This is a genomic window from Burkholderia sp. BCC1985 (assembly GCF_905339915.1).
Lineage (GTDB): Bacteria > Pseudomonadota > Gammaproteobacteria > Burkholderiales > Burkholderiaceae > Burkholderia.
Map to the genome: position 1 here is coordinate 203,183 of NZ_CAJPGY010000008.1, position 15,820 is coordinate 219,002.

Below are 15,820 nucleotides of genomic sequence, written 5' to 3' on the forward strand. Positions count from 1 at the left end.
TGATGTGGCTACGAAACTCCAACCTTCTCACGTCTCGAGCGCCGGATCCGAACCGCCACCGCGAACGCGCTGCGATTGAGGTAAAGGGTTGTCACTGAACCGAGTTGAAGCACCACGGACGCCAGAGCGAGATCGATAACAAATCCATAGAAGTAGAGCAATGCCCATTCGATGAGATCCCATTGATCGAAACTGATCGGGAAAAAGTCCCATTGTCTGGTCCATACGCCGGTGACGGCTCGAACGCAAAAGTACGCTGCGGTTTGTATGACCCAGGCGATTTGCGAGCTCACGTCGTCTTGGAAGAAGGGCACGAGACTCCACAGGATGTATCCCGTGAAGATGATCACCGGGATCGTCCAAACACATGCGACAGTGATGTCAGTAACGCGATGAAGCCGGCGGAGCGTCGTCATTGAGCGGCACCTCGGGATTCGAGACGCTCGGCTGCGGCCTCGCGATCGGTGGGGGTGTTTTCGATCACAAGCTCGCGAGATACGCGACGGAGTTGGCCATTGAGTGCGGCGTGCCGGCCGAGCCGGATCGTGCCGCAATAGAACACGTTCCCGAGCACACGGCCGTTGATTTCGAGCATGTCGCGAGCATGGACGTCGCCCTCCACGAGCCCATCGATCCGGACGATTTCGCCCTGAACCTTGCCCTTGACGATACCGCCGGCCCCGACGTGCAGCAGGCCCTCGGTGGAAATGATGTCGCCGTTTGCGAGGGCGAATACGCTCAGGCCATGGTCGAGGATCATGTTGCCTTCGACGACCAGGCCGGGCATGAGGACCGTCACGTTGTTCGGTTTCGCTTTCATGGTGTGCCTCTTTCAGAACAGTGGAACGTCGCCGGTCTTGGCGGGCGTCGAAGATTTCGGGGAGTGCTCGGTCTTCGTGGGTTCGTTATGCGGTGTGGCGGCTGTCGCCTCGGTGGTAGCCGGCTCCTGGCGCGGCCGAACGGGTGCACGATGGAGCCTGCGCGGCGCGGGTTTCGGCAGCTCAGTCGGCTGCGCCGTGGGCGGTGCCGCGACGGGTGCTGACGTCGCTGCGGGCGGTGTCGACGGCGGCGTTTGAACGGCGGTGACCTGTCGCTGGCTTGCGGCCGGATTCGAGGCCGCGCGCGCGGCTCGGATCGGCGACGTGGCGGCCCTTTCCAAATCGGTCACGGGCGCAGCGGCGCTAGCCGATGGCGCCGATCCATCAGCGTCCCCGGTCCGCAGCGCTTGCACGTCGACGCGGGGCCGGTCGGCCGGCATGCCGGCGGCCGGCTCGGTAAAGTCCGCACTGGTGAGCGGCCGTTGGGAGCCGCGCGTCGTCGAGGCCGCTGAGGGCGCTGGCGGAGTGACCGGAGTTTGTGTGTTCGACCGCTCAACGTGTACGACCGCCTGCGGCGGATGGAGCGCGTGCCAGAGCTTCGCGGTGCTGACGCCCGTGAGTCCCGCCCCCGCTACGACAGCAAGGACGATCGCGGCCGGCCGGCCGAGTTTTCGACCGGTAGAAGAAAGTCGAGCGGTGACGCGCTCGCGCGTCGATTCCTGTCGGTCAGGAGCAGGGAGCGCCCGGACGTGGCTGTTGATGTCGATGACGACCGGTTGCGACGAGTATTGGGCATGTAGCGCCTGGATCTCTCGAATGTCCAAGATTTCCTCCGTGGATGATCGGCATACCGCGACAGTGTCAGAAGGCGCGGCAGGCTCAAGACGAGCTTATTCACCGGATTCCAATGTCAAGCCGGTGGGGCGTGCTGCAGGTGCTGTCGCGTCAGTCGCGCGCAGTGCCGTCGGCGTCGTATCGGTCGTTGTCCGGGATGCACACGGTTCGCACGTGCAGGATCCGGCCTTCGGCGTTCTTGAGGATGTTGGCCCGGTCCTGCGGCGTGATCTTTTCCGCGAGCTGCGCCTCCATCGACGCGACGAACAGGCGGTCGTATTGAGTCAGGCACCTGACCAGCAGGCCGGCCAGCGGCCGCGTCACCTTCAATTCAATCTGTTCGTACGGGAAAGTGAGCGCGCGCGCGTTGTGCCGTTCGACCCACGCGGTGGCTTTCCGCATCCAGTCGGCGGTTTCCCGCAGGGCGGTCTGGACGGCCAGTACCTTGCCGCCGCGGGCAACCGCGATCTTGGCCGCGCAGAAGTTGTAGTCGCTCCGGATGAACGTGCGTGCGAAGACAGAGCTGTAGTGCAGGATCGTGACCGCGTCGGAATCCGGCACGATCCTGTCGATACGGCTGTCGCTCGTCAGGCGCTGGATTGGCTTCAATCCGGTCGACGTGGCGAGGCGCACCGGCGACTCGTCGGTGGGCGGGGTGTTTTGCGTGGGCGTGTGAGGTTGCCCGCGCCCTTCGTGCGGTGGTTCGAGAACGGCAGACATGATTTTTTCGGGTGGTCTCTCTCATCGATGATTCTGAGCGAGGCACTCGATGTGCGTACCGGCAAAAGCGAGCCTGTTTTCGTGAGCTTTTCGGGGATTGCGGGCGGAGATATTCGCGATACTGACTCTACTTCTCGCGTCCCTGACGCATCGACCTTGACTTCGCTGGCCGAAGTCCATCTTTTGTACAAGCCGTGCCTATGGGCATGCTCCGACTGGTTGGCAACCAGTGTGGAATTCTCTTCTGATGAGCGCCTCGCCCGTGCTCCCCATTTCAGTCATAAAACTCGTTGCTGGCCGCATTCATTTGCGCCGCGACGTCGTTCGACCCCGGACATCGGGTGTCTCTCTCCAGGCCTCTGTCTGGGAAGAACGACTGTAGTCGACTGAGCCGTGAACCTGCGTCGGAATGGCACTTCCGAAAATGGGCTGTAGCACAGCGTGACCATGCTGTGCGAGGACGACCTAACGTCCTCTCTATGAGCCGACCGGCTCCCTGAGCACCACGTCCCCGGAAGGGACGTGGTGCTTGGGTCATTTAACCGAATCCACGAAGCGCGTTCCTCTGCCGAGGAACGCGCTTTTTTTTCGTCTTTTTTCTGTCCCGGAGGTGCGTGCGCTTCCCAATCGTCTCAATTCCCGGATTGCCGACGTGATCAGTCAAACGATCGCCGAGGAAAGGTCGACCACCGACACGACGACACCCGCCTGGCGGGAGCGTTGCGAAGTGGCCCAGGTCGCGATGTTCACCGACTCCGACCGCCGGATTTTTCTGTCCAGTATCGCCCACCGCCGCGGAGAGGCGGCCGCCAACGCGCTCGAGCAATCGGCGGACGCGTTGCGCACTCAGGCGATCTTCAAACTTGCAAGGAAACCATCATGAATGCAGTTGTCAGGTTGGCAGGCGGCCCCGTACGGAGCGTCGTCGAAGAGCGGGCGATGCGCCCGCCCGTGATCGGGAAGATCCGGCCCGGCATCAAGGTGCTGACGTCGTCAGCCCGAGGCAATCCGGATGCGGTTGCGCTGTACGAAGCGATGGTCGCTGCCGGCGACTCGTTCGAGACGATCGGCAAGGCGATCGAGTCCCGTTGTCGACTCAGGAATGCGCTGGCGCCGCGTAACACCGACTACTTCACCTGCCGGCGCTCGGACTTCAACAATCCGGCCGTCGCTGACGAGATCCTTCGGCTTTACGGCGAGGATCGCGGGCAGGGCGTCAGGCTCTACCGCTTCCCGGTACTGTTCGCCTTCAACGACTGGATGCAGAACATCCCCAACCAGATGGCGGCGTGGGGCACGAGCGGCCGCAAGTACTTCTCGGAGTACGGGCATGACGGGCTCCGATACTGCAAGACGTACGCGAAGGTCGAGCGCGATCCGCACGCGACGCGCGCAGTTCGCCAATTCGGCGGCCGCGACGTGATCTTCCGTCAGGATGACGCGATTCCCGACGGAGTCTGCAACCCCGAGCAATGCCCGCAGTACCAGGGGCGGCAATGCAACCTCGGCGCGCAGTTCATCTTCGCGATTCCCGACATCAAGGGTCTGGGCTTGATCGAGCTTCCGACGAACTCGATCTATGTGCTGCAAAAAGCGTATGCAGCAATGAAGACGGTCCAGCTGGCTCGCGGCAAGCTGACGGGTACGAAGTTCTGGATCTCGAAGCGGGAATTCGACATCACTCGCATCAACGAGGCGGGCGACGCGGTGCGTCAAATGCAGATGCTGACCGTGCTCGACGCGGACATCGACATCGGCGCGCTGCTCGACGGCGCCGAGGATGTGCCGTTGGCGATCGAGGATTCGGAAATGACCACGCAGAGCGACCCGGGCGGCACGGTGATCCAGCTTCATCCGGCAGACGGCGGGAGTGAAGTTGGGCACGCTGACGGTGACGAACCTGAGGATGGCCCGCCGGAAACCATGGAAGAGAAGCGTCACCGCATGCAGGACCTGCTGCAGCGTCTTCGCTTCGGTGACGAGGAGCGGCGCAAATCACTGCGAGTGTACGGGCACTTCCGGTTCGGTCGCGGCTGGATGGAGCGCACGGTCGACGTCGACAAGATGATCGCGCGGCTGACAATCGCGCTCACGGATCCGCAATCCCTTGAGCACGAGATCGGTGAGGCGGTCGAGTCCTTCCGCAACGCCTAAGTGATACCCCTTTCGCCGGCCCTTCGGGGCCGGTGTCTTTTTCTACATCGCGCACCTGAGAGTCCTTCAGCAAAACCATTTGCTCAAGTGCTTTCGACCGCGTGCCTCACGCATCGAATTCGTCCGCGCAAGCGGCCATCTCTTGACTTATCCCTCTGGAGGATCCCATGCGCCGGATCGGCAATTTCACGGCGTTTTTCGGCGCCGCCGACGTGTTTAGCAATTGGCACCTGTGCAGCTTCACGTTCCACGAAGTCACCTTCAACTGTGTCGAACAGTTCATGATGTACGCGAAGGACATGCTGTTCGATGACCATGTGACCGCGGAAGCGATTCTCGCGTCGACATCGCCACGGGACCAGAAGCGGCTTGGCCGTTCGGTACGCGGTTTCGACGAGGCGCGTTGGCTAGCGGTGCGCGAGAAGATCATGTTCGTCGGCTGTCGCGAGAAGTTTCGACAAAACGAGGCTCTCGCGAGCGCGCTGCGCGCGACGGGGATGTCGGTCCTGGTCGAGGCGAGCCCGTATGACCGGATCTGGGGCGTCGGGCTCGGCGAACACGATCGTCGCATTGCTGATCCGTCTGCCTGGCAGGGCCTGAACCTGCTCGGCAAAGCACTCATGCACGTGCGGGACGTGCTTACTCGATCGTAGTTTCCATTCTCGCGCCGCGTGGCGGCGCATACCGATCTCTGGCTGCCTGCGGGCGGCGATTTCTTTTTCTGGAGGCGTTGATGAAGATCGCGCATTTTTCTGACCTGCATTACTCGCCGGGAAACCTTGACGAGTCGGACAGGTGTTTTTCGTACGCGGTAGGTGACGCGATTGCACGGCTAGCTGGTGTGGCGGTGATCAGTGGCGACTCGACCGATCATCGACTCGACGCGCATTCGCCGGCGCTCCATGCGCTCGCGAAGCAAGTGCACCGGCTGGCAGAAGCGATGCCGGTACTCATGCTTCAAGGCACGTTTTCGCATGAACCGCCGGGAACGCTGGACAATTTCGCGTTGATAGGGGCACGATATCCGGTGGCGATCGCGGACCGTCCTTGCCACGTGGCGCTCGTCGAAGGGGAATTCTGCTTTTCTCAGGGACCGGTGTTCACCGACGAAGAGCTTCGTTACGCAATCGATGGTGGTGCGGGCGCGATATTCACGTGCCTTCCGACCATGAACAAGGCTGACTTGGCGTTGCGTGTTGGCGCGTTGGCGGCGTCGACGAGTCTCGGTGACTCGCTGACGGACTTCCTGTCGGCAGCGGGCCGGATCAACGCAACGGCGCGGGCAGCCGGTGTGCCGACCGTCGGTGTGTCGCACGGGACGGTCAACGGGTGCGAGACCGACCACGGTGTCACGATGGCGGGGTTCGATCACGAGTTCAGCCTCGGTGCTCTGTTTGGCGCGGAGTGCTCGGCGTTCATGCTCGGACACATCCACAAATATCAGACGTGGGTGCGCGAGCGGCGCGTGGTGGGCTATCCCGGATCGATCGGGCGGTTTCATTACGGCGAGCTCGGCGACAAGGGCTATCTGGCGTGGGACGTGTCGGCTTCCGATGCGTGTACCACGTTGATCCCGACGCCGTCTCGCGAAATGCTCTCCATCAGCTTCGACGGTCCACCGGACGCGGACGAGCTCGCAGCGCTATCGGCGGCATCAGCCGGGAAGTTCGTGCGCATTCGCTGGCAGATCGACGAAGAGCATAAGCAGCTGGTCGACCGCAAGGCGATCGAAGCAATGTTCTCGACGGCCGCTGGCGTGAAGCTCGAGCCGCGCGTGCTTCCTGTCATGCGCAGCCGAGCAGAGGGGATCAGCACGGCGCCGACGGTCGACGCGAAGCTGTCCCGATGGTGCGAGCTGGCCGACGTCGATGTTGTTCCGCTGGTTGACCGGCTGCAGCTCCTTGAGACCGGGGAGCCGGACGCGATCGCGCAAGCAATTCTGGCGCGTTTAGCCAGTGCTGACGAGCCCGCTGGTGGTCAGTCCGTAACGCCGATCGTCGAGTCGGCGTTGCCGCTGGCCACAATGGCGACTATCGCGCCGGCCGCTGACGAACAATCCTGGCTCACCGACGATCTGTTTGCGGCGTAGGTTTGCCCACGGACGGTTTGCATTCCGTCACTTTCGAACACTAGCCGTGTTCCGATAGCCCGCGTGGCTATCGAAACGAGGTTCACCTCGCGCCCATTGGCGCATCGAACGCAGCATCGCTGCATCCAGTTTCTTTCTACCCTGACGGGGCGTGTTCCCCGTCAGGGGCGCACTCCGTCTTCATTCCGGAGTGTGCTCATGTTTGGTCTCTATCCTGCTGGCGTCCGTTGGGCGCAAACCTATACAGCGTCCACCGACGCCAAGTCGCTGCAGAAGCGCCTCGTCGACCATGGCGGGTGCACTGCAGCTCTCTTTCATCAACCGTTCGGTGCTCAGCGCGGCGCTGTAATCGCACAACGCGATGGCCTGTTCGTCCTGACCCATGTGATCGAAGCCGACCAGGCTGAAATCGTGGTCACGCCGGGCGTCGAGCTGCAGAACCTGCTCTGGTCGTTCGACTCGGGCTACTCGGGTCAGTGGTCGGGGCGCGAGCTGCAGATCCTCACGGGTTGTCCCAATTGGGACGCGGTGCTCAAGCAGACGTCGGACGCGTTCCGTCGCCTCTGTGGGACGGTGCAGGCTGCCGTCGATGGCACGTTGGGCAAGCCGGCTTCCCGGCCCGAGCCGACGCTGACGATCGACGACGATGATGTGCCGTTCCTGCCTGACGACTATCTGCAGCCCATCACGCTTGCGGAGATCCAGTCATGCGACCACTGAAACTGTTGCTCGAAGGGTTCCATGGCGTGCGGGACGGGATGAAACGCGACAGCGTCGAACTCGACCTGCAGTCACTGCCCAATGGATTGATCGCGTTGACGGGGCCGAACGGCGCTGGCAAGACGACGATCATGGACAACCTCCATCCGTACCGGATCATGCCGTCTCGCGCGTCGAAGCTCTCGGTCGATGCGTTCTCGTACTGGGATCACATCTGCGGGGTGCAGGCGCGCAAGGAGTTTGAATGGGAGCACGATGGCTTGCGCTATCGGTCGACCTTCGCGTTCCGCAAGCCCGGCAAGACCGGCAAGGCGGACTACTTCCTGTTCTATCGCTCGACCGATGGCGAGTGGCGGCCGGTATCGCTGCCGGATGGCACCGTTTCGGATGGCAAGGGCGAAACCTACGATCGATGTGTTGACGCGATCTGCGGTTCGCTTGAGTCGTTCTTCACGAGCGTGTTTTCGGCGCAGAATCGCCGGCCGCTCGCGTCGTACGGAGCGAGCGAGATCAAGGCGTTGCTCGCTGAACTGCTGAAGATCGATCACCTCCGTGCGTTGTCGACGAAGGCGGCAGAGGTCGCGAAGGTGCTGGCCCGGCAACTCGGCGTAGTGCAGCAAGACCTCACGGCATTTTCTGGAAAGGGTGAGCGGGTCGATCAGACGCGCACTGCGATCGCGATGAACGTTTCGGAGATCGCAACCGCGCGCGAGCAGCGTACGGCAGCCCAGGCAGACATCGCAACGCTGATGCAACAGCACGCTGTCCTGGTGGCCAAGCAAGGCGAGAACGCAGGGGCGGCGGCGCGACTCGGGGAACTGGGTGCGCGTCGCAACGAGCTGCGGACTTCCCTTGATGTCTTGGAGCGTGACGGGCAGGCGGAGCAGCAACGGTTGCTGCAGCGCGCGACGGCGATTCGTAACACGATCGCCAGCCATGCATCGGTTGTTGGGCAGCGTGAGTCCATTCTTGGCGCCGCGGCGGATCGCGACGGTGCACAGCTTCGGCTCGGCAAGGCCGAAGCACTGATCGAACCTTTGCAGCGATCGATCGATGAGCTCGACGCGAAGCGACTGCGGGCAGCAACGGTCGGATCGACGCTTTCCAGCCTGCAATCGGAGGGCACGACCAAGGCCGACCTGATCAAGACCCTGACCGAGCAATCGGCGGTCATCGGTTCGGTGCCGTGTGCGGGGATGGACATTCACGTGACGTGCCCGTTGCTCGCGCAAGCGAGGAGCGCGGCACAGCAGGTTGGCGTCCAGACCATCTCGTTGAATGACCTTCGGACCCGGTACCGCGGCCACAAGGCGGAACTGGAGCAACTGGCGCCGGCTGTCGAGGCGTTGTCTGCGAAGCGAGCCGAACTGCGACGCGTCAATGCGGAGATCACGGCGGCCCGGCAGGCGCTTCAACGCGCAACCGAACTTGCCGCCCGAAAGCCGCTGCTCGATGCAGCTGAAACCGGGATGCAACAGGGCCAAGCGGAACTTGCATCGCTCGATGTTGAGCGAGGCGAGGCGTCGAAACGTCGGGAGACCGAGACGGCGCGGCTCAATGGCTTGTTGCGAGAGGTCGAGGCGGAGGTGTCGCGCCTGGCTTCGGTCGACGTGGCGCAAGCGATTGCGGATGTCGATCGCCAGTTGGCTGCTCGACGCGAGACCTGCACGGGGCTGGACGCGATGATCGAAGCATTGATCCGGCGTCAGGCTACGGGAGAAACGACGCTGGTGGCGCTCGAGCGCGAGCTTGAGGGATTTTCAGCGACGCAGGCACTCGCCGAGCGCATCTCGGACGAGATCGCGAAGTGGAAGCTGTTGGCGAAAGGGCTGGGCAATGACGGCGTGATCGCGCTGACGATCGACGACGCGGGCCCGGCGCTGACGCAGACGGTGAACGACCTGCTGCTTGCGTGCTACGGCACGCGGTTCACGGTCGAGATCCAGACGCAGCGTACGTTGGCCAACGGCGACACGCGCGAGGGATTTGAAATCCTCGTGCACGACGCCGAGAGCGACAGCAGCAAAGCGGTCGGCGTGATGTCCGGTGGTCAGAAGGTGTGGATCAACGAATGCCTGACACGCGGCGTCGCCCTGTATATCGCGGGTAACGCGGGACAACCGTACGAGACGCTGTTTAGCGACGAGTCGGATGGGCCGCTTGATCCCGATCGCAAGGTGCAGTTCATGCGTATGAAGTGCGAGGTGCTGCGTCAGGGCGGGTATGCGCGGGAGTTTTTCATCTCGCAAACGCCTGACCTGATTGCGGAGGCCGATGCGGTCATCGACGTGGCCGCACTCGCGAGGTAGTGCAGCACACATTTTTAACCCTGGTGGGGAACGTTCCCCACAGGGGCGTTCCTCGCCTTTTTTCTATTCGAGGAACGCAATGAAACTGAAGTCCAATGCTGCTGCTCTGCATCGAAGCCTGACGGTTTCGATCCGCCCGAAGCCCATCCGCATGGGTACGGAACACGTCTACGAGCTGAACGGCTCGCGGCTGCGCGACGTGCTGGTTGATGGGCGCTGGGTGACGGTGGCCGCTACGGCTGTCGTCGTGTCCTGAATCGTCGACGGAGGAGTGTTCGATGGACGGGATGACGAACCTGGTGATGCTGTTGATCGCGATGCACGGCGGGGCGGAGCCGCCGGCGCTGGTCCTGCGCTACGCGGTGGCCTCGCAGGCCGTGAATAGGCGGCCGCCTATGAAAACGGACGCGGTCATCTGCAAGGATGACCAAGTCCGAACTTTTCCCGCAGGGCATCCCAAACCCTGCATCTAAACCGCTGAACTGCGGCCCCACTCTCGGTAGAGAGTCGGGCCTCTTTTTCTTGAGGAGGCTTTGCTCGGTTAGGGCTGGCCGCTCACCTTCAGAGGAGTAGAAAAGTGTCCTTTCGCACGATTACTTATGTTGTGCTTGCCCCCGGCATGCAGCTTACGGACGACGCGCCGAGTGTCTGACGAGAAGCGTCGCGGTGGCGGACGAACGTGGGTTGCTCATTGTCTACGAGAGCTACCTCGCACCGACGGGATCATTCGAATCGGTTGAGACTGACCGTACGCCGGACATGCTCGACGAGCTTGCCGTGCAACGATTCCTCGACACCCTTCCCAGTCACATGTTCTATCTGAAGCGCGTTGGCGAGACGACCTGTTCAACGAGGGGCGAGTTTGATGGGAAGTTGTTCGGTGACGAACCCGACATAGACGAAATCGACGCAGCGTATCTGTCGCCTCCGGTGATGCGGGGCGCTTGATCTACAACCCGTGCGGGAATAGCTCCCCGTGGGACTGTTCCTGCGCTATTGCAGCAGTACATTTTCTCTGAAATTCCGGTTTTCGGCCCCGCTCTCGGAAGAGAGTGGGGCCTTTTACTTATGCTCTATTGGAGGCTTTGATGAAGAAGCAAATACGCTGGGCAGTGCTCGTTGCATCGCTGTGCTGTTACGTTGCGGTCGCGCTCGCCGGTCGCGCGAAAGCGGAGACGGTGCCGACGGTTGAAGTAGCGTTTTCGCCGGATGGTGGAGCAGAAAGTCTTGTGCTTCGTACCATAGGCGAGGCTCGCCAGTCGATTCGCGTGCTGGCCCACTCGTTCACCGCTCCGACGGTGACGCGTGCGCTCGTCACCGCGAAGCGACGTGGCGTTGACGTCGCGGTCACCGTCGACGCGCGCAGCAACTTCGAAGAGGACCGTAGCGGCCGTGCTCGAGCGGCGCTCGGAGCGCTCACTTACGCTGGGATTCCGGTTCGTGTCGTGAGCAGCTGCTCGGCCCAGCACTCGAAGGTCCTGATCGTTGACAACGTGACGGTACAGACCGGGAGTTAACTACAGGCAACAGGCGGCCCAGTACAACTCGGAGAACGTCGTGGTGCTGCGCGGCAACGCGCGGATCGCCGGCGTCTATCTGAAGAACTGGGAGGCGGTCTCTGCGCACGGTGAACTCTACCGCGCGCCCTGATCGATATCTATCCTCAACCCATGCGGGAACGGCTCCCGCATGGGGCTGTTTCCGTGCACGTGGAGCAGCATATGTTTTCTGAAATTTTGGCGAAGATGGAATCGGCGATTGACGAACTCGTTACGCTGATTCGGCAGGGTTACACCCTGTCGAATGCCCTGAGCGGCGGAAAGGATTCGACGTGTACGGCGATCCTGATGCTGGAAGCCGTCAGGCGTGCCGGCACCGACGTGTCGCGCGAGCACTTCGTGACGAGCGCTGACACGACGATCGAAAATCCGAGTATGCACTGGCACCTTCAGGCCATGCTGGATGAGATCCGCGATGCCTATGCGGACGCCGGTGCATCGGTATCGGTGCATGTTGCGAAGCCATCGCTGGCGTCTCAGTTCGTCGTTGCGACGATCGGGCGCGGCACACTTCCCCGCACCCCGGAAAACGGGGTAAAGAACGGAAAGCGGATACGTGCGTGTGCGGCGGACTGGAAGGTCGACCCGCAGAATCGCCCTGCGCGTCACGCTCGAGCGTTCGGCGGCCGCCGGCGGAAGAAGCGAAGTCGTCACCATCCTCGGCAACCGGTTCGGGGAAAGCGGCAGTCGCGCAAGGGCCATGGCCGCTCGCAACGAGAATGCGCTGAGACCCGTTCGGAACGCGGACGGATTTCTCACGTTTTCGCCGATCGCCGAGTGGTCCACCGACTGCGTATGGACGATGCTCTCGCTCTTCGCAGAGGATTCAGACCGTTCCTTTCCGTCGCCCGTGTCCAGCGAGTCGATCCTGCGTCTGTCGGATCTATACCGCGCGGGGAACGAGGGGACATGCGGTGTGATTCTGGGGGAGGGCGGCGCGCGTGCCGCGTGCTGGTCTCGATTCGGGTGCGCGTTCTGTTGCGTGAGCGGCGAGCGCGATCGCTCGATGGAGTTGATGGTGAAGGAAGCTGACCACCGTCATCTGGAGGGCCTGAACCGCTTCCGCAACTACCTGATGGCGGTGCAATGGGATCTCGGCCGTCGCGAGCTCGTCGGCCGGAAGTTGAGTGACGCCGGGTATCTTGCGGTCAAGCCGGACGTTCTGTCGTATCTGGAGCGCGTTCGATTGCTGCAGTACCTGCTTACGCTTGACGCGCTTGAGGTCGAGCGCGCTGAGCGGCATGAGGGCGCGCTGGCTACGGGCGAGATACCTGACACACTGGAAAACCGGGTGCTCTGCGACGTGCAGTTCGAGATGGTCACGCCGGCGCAGCTAGTGGCGATCGACTTTTATCTTTCGATGCACCACTACGCGCCGCATGCGTTTCCAGCGCTGTCGGTCTGGTTCGACGTCCATCGGCTCGGACGGCGCTACCACGTGCCGGTGGTGGACCCGCTGCCGAAGATCGATATCCCGCATCATGGGTGGTTCTTCGTCGGCGCGTACGACGCCGAGGTGCCCACGGATGGCCTTCGCGACTACGTCGCGGAACAGTGGAATCGCTACCTGCATCCGGAGCGACCGAGCCGATCTGCGCGCACGAGGTCCGGCGAGCAGATCGTCTATTTCGAAGAGAGCGACCAGTTCGAGGTAGACGTCGAGGCGGCGTGTGCGTTCGTGACCTGCAGTTTCGATGCTGGATGGTCCGTGAAGGCGCAGCAGCACTCGGGGATGGAGTCGGCACGGTTCTGGCTGAACGAGGGCATTCTTCGGCTTCCGGACGGTATGGCGGGCCGGTATCAGGAGATGGCCAAGCGTGGGCAGTACTTCACGCATCTCGCCGAGCGACACAACCTGACGCCGGCCGAGCTGGATCGATTTCTCGTCGACCGCACGATATCGAGCACTGAGCACCTCACGATGCTGAACCTGGCGCCCGTCGATCTGTTCTCGCAGGCGGCTTGAAGCCTGACACTCTGGAACCCAACCCGGTGCGTATGCACCGGTTTTTTTCTGCCTGTCGCTCTCGTGGTTGTTGGCGATCGGACTCGGAACGTCATCGCCAGACGAGGCTACACGACTGCGTAATGGACGCTTACGCGGTCGTCAGTCGGTCGAGGATGGCTCCGAGACTGTCTACTGCGAGCGTAGGAGTCGCATGCGTGGTCTGCAGGCGGGCCCGGCCGACCACTAGGTCACGGGAATTGATCGAGATGCGTTCGATATGTCGGCCACGTGCGGCCGGCTGAGCGTATCGTTCGTACGGATATCCGCGATGAATGTAGTCCTCGAGATCGGCTTCGACGAAGGCGATGTGATGTTGGCCAGCGTCGGTCAACGCGACGCAAAGCATGTCGAACGGGACGCCCGTCAGGTCGCAATCGGCGATCCGGTTGATGATTCCGTCGCGGACGATGTGATCAGTGATCAGAATGCTCTTGTGCCCGCCGTGGTTCTCGACCTGAATGACGACCTGTTTCGGGTCCGACGCGAGCGCGAGGAGCCGGTAGCGGCAGACGGCGATGCCACCATTCGCGAAGTAGACGAGGTCCGTGTAGTGCGATACGTAGTCCATAGTGAATGCTCCAATAGAGAAAAAGCCAGCACATCCGCTGGCTTTTTCAGGCTATCGAGGCGGAGAGGCAGTCAAGTCTGGGGTCGCTTGAGGCCCGGTCGGGATCGTTGCCCGAATGCGGATAACAGTGCGCTGGCTCGTCAGGCCCAAGAGATGCATGACGTCGTCGTTGCTTTTGCCGGTGCGCAGCAGGCGCCTGGCGAACGTGTTCCGCAGGGTGCGGGGGCTCATATCGGGGAGCCGAACGTCGATCGCGAGGAGCTCGTCTCGAACGATGCGGCCGAGCATCTCGTCGGTCATTGGCCCGCCTGTACGGGGGGACGGGAACAGCAGTGGGCTGTCGGCGGCCGCAGACAGTTTCCGCCATCGCGCGAGCGCGGGTTCCGCAAACTCATCAACGTTGACCCGACGTGCTTCGCGTGGGCCGCGCTTCGGTACAAGGAGGTGCGGCCGCGTCGGCGACAGGGCGAGGTCGACGGCGGCCGCCTGTCGGATTTCCTGCGCGGTGATGCCGGTCGAGAGCAATAAGCCAACGATGGCGCGGTTCCGCAACGCGCGATCGTCGAGCCCGTCGATGGCTCGGATCGACGCCTGCAGGCGAAGATCGTGGGCCTCGAGTAGGTACACCGGGACGGGTTCGTCCTCCGGCCACGTCTGCGTCAACGTATAGGCGGCCGCTGGATTGGTTTTACGCACGCCGACGTCGACCAGGTGTCGGCCGAGCCGATCGAGGAGCTTTTGGTACCGCAGGCGTGTCGTGGTGCCGGGTTTGCATCGGCGATCGAGGTCAGCGAAGAACGATTCGAGGTGGTCGGGCCCGAAGGTGGCCAGCGACAGCTGAGCGGCGGTGAGGTGGCGCATGAAGCGTTCGAACATTGCTTCGTGCTGGACGATCGACCGCGGCGAGAACGCGCGCCGATCGGCGCCGGCGGCTTCCGTGCGTTGCCACTTCTGATAGGCCTCGGCCGGTGCCGACAGCCAGAGAGTCGGTTCGTCCATTTGATCTTATATACTGAATATTGCGTACCCCAAGCATAACGCGAATCTACGATTCGCGTCACCAGTCTGCAAAAGGGAGGGGCGACTGTCCACCCACGCTTGCGCACGGACGCCGGCACGCGCCCTGTTGAGCGCACGGAATGCGTCGTTCACGCCAGGTCCTGCCCGTTCCCGGATGTGGGCACACCGACCAGGAGCTCTCGGACGCACCGATAGACAATCGGCAGCGACGGCTCCGTGTGACTCCAGTCGATGAGGCCGCTGAAATCGACGCCCGGCATCGTAGCCGGTCCGATGCGCGGCAGCGCGTCGACGATCACAGGATCGTTGCGGCTCTGAAAGGCCAGATCGGAAAACGCCTGCTCTTCGATCTCAAGCAACAGCGGCCAGCTCAACGCGTGAGCGAGGCCCGCGCTGATGTAGCGCTCTGTGAGCAAAGTCGCCACGCGTCGAAAATCTTCCGTGGCGAGTTTGAGCGCGTGCGCGTACCAGACTGGGTCGAATTCCGAATCGGGGCGACCATCGGTTGGGGCAAGGTTCATAGCGGGCAACAACGAGAGGGGACAGCAGCCTGCCGCGCGAAATTCTCACGCGGCAGGCAGGCGGAATGCATCGTAAATGTAACGAGCGTTCGGTCGCAGTTCAAGAGCGGGCGCCATGGCGCTCGATTTCGAAGAAGACACGGTCCTTGCCATCGATCCACGCCGGCGGGCGGCCACGGCCACTCCATGTTGCACCGGTTTCTGGATCACGGTACTTGGCATCGGGACGTCGGCGCGCGCTCTTCCGATGTACACCGTAGATCTCGCGTGAGCTGATATCGAATTCACTGACGAGCTGGCAGACGTTGAACAGGGCGGTTGTCCGTTCCGCGCCTTTGGCGGCATCGATTTCCGCTTCGAGTGCGGTCCGTTTCGCGAGAAGTTCCTGGTAGGTCGACATGATCTCTCCGATCGTTGTTGGGGAATCAATATCGACCAGCTTAGCGAGGGAATCTGGAATTCAAGTTCCCGTCTCGATTCACGTCGAACCTTCCACGTGA

The 15,820-nt window shown here is 62.4% G+C and carries 20 protein-coding genes; 13 read left to right on the top strand and 7 right to left on the bottom strand.

The genetic code is table 11. The features are described 5' to 3' along the window. Positions 1-8: 8 nt before the first annotated feature. A complete protein-coding gene (locus tag U4Z31_RS10865; protein ID WP_321810309.1) occupies positions 9-416 on the bottom strand; it encodes a hypothetical protein in 408 nt (135 codons plus the stop codon). Then, a complete protein-coding gene (locus U4Z31_RS10870) occupies positions 413-820 on the bottom strand; it encodes a polymer-forming cytoskeletal protein (protein WP_321810310.1) in 408 nt (135 codons plus the stop codon). Before U4Z31_RS10870 ends, U4Z31_RS10865 begins: the two co-directional genes overlap by 4 nt. 555 nt (positions 821-1,375) lie before the next feature. Between U4Z31_RS10870 and U4Z31_RS10875 the strand changes: the two genes are divergently transcribed. Beyond that, positions 1,376-1,618, top strand: coding sequence for a hypothetical protein (locus tag U4Z31_RS10875; RefSeq protein ID WP_321810311.1), 243 nt, complete (start codon positions 1,376-1,378; stop codon positions 1,616-1,618). Positions 1,619-1,763: 145 nt separating this feature from the next. On the opposite strand, the gene U4Z31_RS10880 is transcribed toward U4Z31_RS10875, so the two are convergent. Next, positions 1,764-2,372, bottom strand: coding sequence for a DUF1845 domain-containing protein (locus tag U4Z31_RS10880; protein WP_321810312.1), 609 nt, complete (start codon positions 2,370-2,372; stop codon positions 1,764-1,766). A gap of 652 nt (positions 2,373-3,024) precedes the next feature. On the opposite strand from U4Z31_RS10880, the gene U4Z31_RS10885 reads away from it, so the two are divergent. From U4Z31_RS10885 to U4Z31_RS10940, 12 genes are all read left to right on the top strand, one after another. Then, positions 3,025-3,255 carry a hypothetical protein gene (locus tag U4Z31_RS10885; RefSeq protein WP_321810313.1) on the top strand — a complete coding sequence of 77 codons (231 nt, stop codon included), beginning with the start codon at positions 3,025-3,027 and terminating at the stop codon, positions 3,253-3,255. After that, a complete protein-coding gene (locus U4Z31_RS10890; protein WP_321810314.1) occupies positions 3,252-4,526 on the top strand; it encodes a hypothetical protein in 1,275 nt (424 codons plus the stop codon). Before U4Z31_RS10885 ends, U4Z31_RS10890 begins: the two co-directional genes overlap by 4 nt. 167 nt (positions 4,527-4,693) lie before the next feature. Next, complete coding sequence (locus tag U4Z31_RS10895; protein ID WP_321810315.1) at positions 4,694-5,179, top strand: NADAR family protein; 486 nt, start codon at positions 4,694-4,696, stop codon at positions 5,177-5,179. 80 nt (positions 5,180-5,259) lie between these two features. Then, positions 5,260-6,615 (top strand): metallophosphatase family protein, encoded by a 1,356-nt coding sequence (locus U4Z31_RS10900; protein ID WP_321810316.1) that lies wholly within the window; start codon positions 5,260-5,262, stop codon positions 6,613-6,615. Positions 6,616-6,813: 198 nt separating this feature from the next. Continuing rightward, positions 6,814-7,335, top strand: coding sequence for a hypothetical protein (locus U4Z31_RS10905; protein ID WP_321810317.1), 522 nt, complete (start codon positions 6,814-6,816; stop codon positions 7,333-7,335). Beyond that, on the top strand, positions 7,323-9,644 hold the full coding sequence (locus U4Z31_RS10910) for an SMC family ATPase (RefSeq protein ID WP_321810318.1): 2,322 nt from the start codon (positions 7,323-7,325) through the stop codon (positions 9,642-9,644). Before U4Z31_RS10905 ends, U4Z31_RS10910 begins: the two co-directional genes overlap by 13 nt. 79 nt (positions 9,645-9,723) lie before the next feature. Continuing rightward, positions 9,724-9,900 (top strand): hypothetical protein, encoded by a 177-nt coding sequence (locus U4Z31_RS10915; RefSeq protein WP_203234300.1) that lies wholly within the window; start codon positions 9,724-9,726, stop codon positions 9,898-9,900. A 22-nt stretch (positions 9,901-9,922) separates the two neighbouring features. Beyond that, complete coding sequence (locus U4Z31_RS10920; protein ID WP_321810319.1) at positions 9,923-10,117, top strand: hypothetical protein; 195 nt, start codon at positions 9,923-9,925, stop codon at positions 10,115-10,117. Positions 10,118-10,310: 193 nt separating this feature from the next. After that, complete coding sequence (locus U4Z31_RS10925) at positions 10,311-10,592, top strand: hypothetical protein (RefSeq protein WP_321810320.1); 282 nt, start codon at positions 10,311-10,313, stop codon at positions 10,590-10,592. Between the two features lie 140 nt (positions 10,593-10,732). Further along, positions 10,733-11,161: a phospholipase D-like domain-containing protein gene (locus tag U4Z31_RS10930; RefSeq protein ID WP_321810321.1), complete on the top strand. Its 429-nt coding sequence runs from the start codon at positions 10,733-10,735 to the stop codon at positions 11,159-11,161. Positions 11,162-11,365: 204 nt separating this feature from the next. Further along, positions 11,366-12,235, top strand: coding sequence for a hypothetical protein (locus tag U4Z31_RS10935; RefSeq protein ID WP_321810322.1), 870 nt, complete (start codon positions 11,366-11,368; stop codon positions 12,233-12,235). Then, on the top strand, positions 12,210-13,169 hold the full coding sequence (locus U4Z31_RS10940; RefSeq protein ID WP_321810323.1) for a hypothetical protein: 960 nt from the start codon (positions 12,210-12,212) through the stop codon (positions 13,167-13,169). The genes U4Z31_RS10935 and U4Z31_RS10940 overlap by 26 nt, the downstream gene beginning before the upstream one ends. A 130-nt stretch (positions 13,170-13,299) precedes the next feature. Here U4Z31_RS10940 and U4Z31_RS10945 read toward each other — a convergent pair whose 3' ends face one another. The 4 genes from U4Z31_RS10945 to U4Z31_RS10960 all read right to left on the bottom strand — a co-directional run bounded on the left by U4Z31_RS10945 (position 13,300) and on the right by U4Z31_RS10960 (position 15,720). Next, complete coding sequence (locus tag U4Z31_RS10945; RefSeq protein WP_321810324.1) at positions 13,300-13,779, bottom strand: hypothetical protein; 480 nt, start codon at positions 13,777-13,779, stop codon at positions 13,300-13,302. A 51-nt stretch (positions 13,780-13,830) separates the two neighbouring features. Next, on the bottom strand, positions 13,831-14,778 hold the full coding sequence (locus tag U4Z31_RS10950; protein WP_321810325.1) for a tyrosine-type recombinase/integrase: 948 nt from the start codon (positions 14,776-14,778) through the stop codon (positions 13,831-13,833). 149 nt (positions 14,779-14,927) lie between these two features. Then, positions 14,928-15,320: a DUF2471 family protein gene (locus U4Z31_RS10955; RefSeq protein WP_321810326.1), complete on the bottom strand. Its 393-nt coding sequence runs from the start codon at positions 15,318-15,320 to the stop codon at positions 14,928-14,930. Between the two features lie 100 nt (positions 15,321-15,420). Continuing rightward, positions 15,421-15,720 carry an H-NS histone family protein gene (locus tag U4Z31_RS10960; protein ID WP_321810327.1) on the bottom strand — a complete coding sequence of 100 codons (300 nt, stop codon included), beginning with the start codon at positions 15,718-15,720 and terminating at the stop codon, positions 15,421-15,423. Between the last annotated feature and the right edge of the window lie 100 nt (positions 15,721-15,820).